Source organism: Asaia sp. W19 (assembly GCF_003994335.1).
Taxonomy (GTDB): domain Bacteria; phylum Pseudomonadota; class Alphaproteobacteria; order Acetobacterales; family Acetobacteraceae; genus Asaia.
Window position 1 is genome coordinate 1 of sequence record NZ_PNQZ01000176.1, and the last position, 1534, is coordinate 1534.

Sequence of the window (1534 nt, forward strand, 5' to 3'; positions counted from 1 at the left end):
CCTCCGTCAGGCGAATGGCGGATTGGGCGCCGAAATCGACATAGGCTTCATCAATGATGATGGTTCTGTCTGGTTGCAACGAGGCGAGACGCGAGATCGCTTCAAGGGGAATCGCATGGCCTGTATTGGCATTGGGGTTCGCGATCGCAATCCCGCCGCACGGTATCGCATAATCCTCGACATCGATCTCGAACCGAGCGTTGAGCGGAATCTCCCGATAGGGCTGGTCGAACAGGTCGCAATAGACCGGGTAAAATCCGTAGCTCACATCCGCGAAGAGCATAGGACCCTCGGGCGATATCAGCGCTCTGAAGGCATGGCCCAGAACTTCGTCTGAACCGTTTCCAACGAAAACCCGATCGATGCTCGTATCATAGGTCTGCGCAATGACCCCGCGCAGTGCCTTTGCGGTCGGGTCAGGATAGAGGCGGAGCGAGTCCTCGCAGCTTTCGCGCATGGCGGTCAGGGCGGCGGGGCTGGGACCGTATGGCAGCTCATTGGTATTGAGCTTGAGGATATCCGAAAATTGTGGCTGCTCACCCGGGATATAGGGGTGCAGACCGGCAACGAGGGGGTTCCAGAAGCGGCTCATGACAGGGTCGTTCCATCCTGGGTGAAAAGATGGCTCTGCCCGTGAGTCTCGGCAATATCGCGCACCGACAGGCCCTCGGCATCACGATGGCCAGGATCGGCCCCCTTCGCCAGCAGGAACCGTACCATGTCCTGGCGTCCGAACATGACGGCGAACATTAGCGGGGTACGACCCAGATGGCTCGGGATATCGAGAGACGCTCCAGCACTGACAAGAAGTTCCGCCACCGCAAGATGTCCTTTGAAGGCCACGCCGGACAGGGCCGTCGCGCCCTTTGCATCCTGCATGTTCGGATCGGCGCCACGCTCCAGGAGGAGGGCCGTTGCGGGGAGGACACCATTATAGGCGGCAACGATCAGCGCTGTGTAGCCGCGGCTATCCTGCGCATCGACCGCCATGCCGGCATCGAGAAAGCGGGTGAGAAGCTCCGTATCGTCCAGCCGAGCGGCATCGATGAACAGAGCGGTGATCTGTTCCGGCGAAAAACTGCCCGCGGGCATCATCTCTGTCATGGGGTGGCCTGTCTTGTCATAGCCTCTCCCTGATAGCCGAGCACCGTCCGATCAGGAAGCAGCGCGCGGGAAAATGTCGCATGGGCAAATTGTCATCAGTCGGGCGGAACGGTCCCGAAAGTCTCCAGATCAAAAGACCGGCATCTGGCGGCCTCGGGTGGTGCGCCGAGGCGTGGGGAAGGGGGTGCTGGCGTTCCTCAGGGCGGGTAAACGCGGGCGATTACGATCATGACAGTCTCCCAGGCGGGGCTTTGCCGATGCGCGCGACACGATGGCGGGGCGTGACCGCAAAAAATCATGCAAATTTTCGTGTAGTCGAGCAGTCGTGAAGGGGTTGACTCTAGCACAATGTGGGCAATGGGCGTCTTATGCGCAACGCAATGTATTGCCGGGCCGGTAGGTTTCAGTTTGGGGTCAATGCTGTCGGGGT

The 1534-nt window shown here is 60.0% G+C and carries 2 protein-coding genes; both read right to left on the bottom strand.

Annotated features, from left to right (window positions below; translation table 11 throughout):
• Positions 1–592: histidinol-phosphate transaminase (locus C0V97_RS17740; protein WP_127103743.1), on the bottom strand; the 592-nt coding region annotated here is incomplete at its 3' end.
• Positions 589–1104, bottom strand: a complete 516-nt coding sequence (locus C0V97_RS17745) for an ankyrin repeat domain-containing protein (RefSeq protein WP_127101475.1) — start codon at positions 1102–1104, stop codon at positions 589–591. The genes C0V97_RS17745 and C0V97_RS17740, both read right to left, overlap by 4 nt.
• Positions 1105–1534 lie beyond the last annotated feature (430 nt).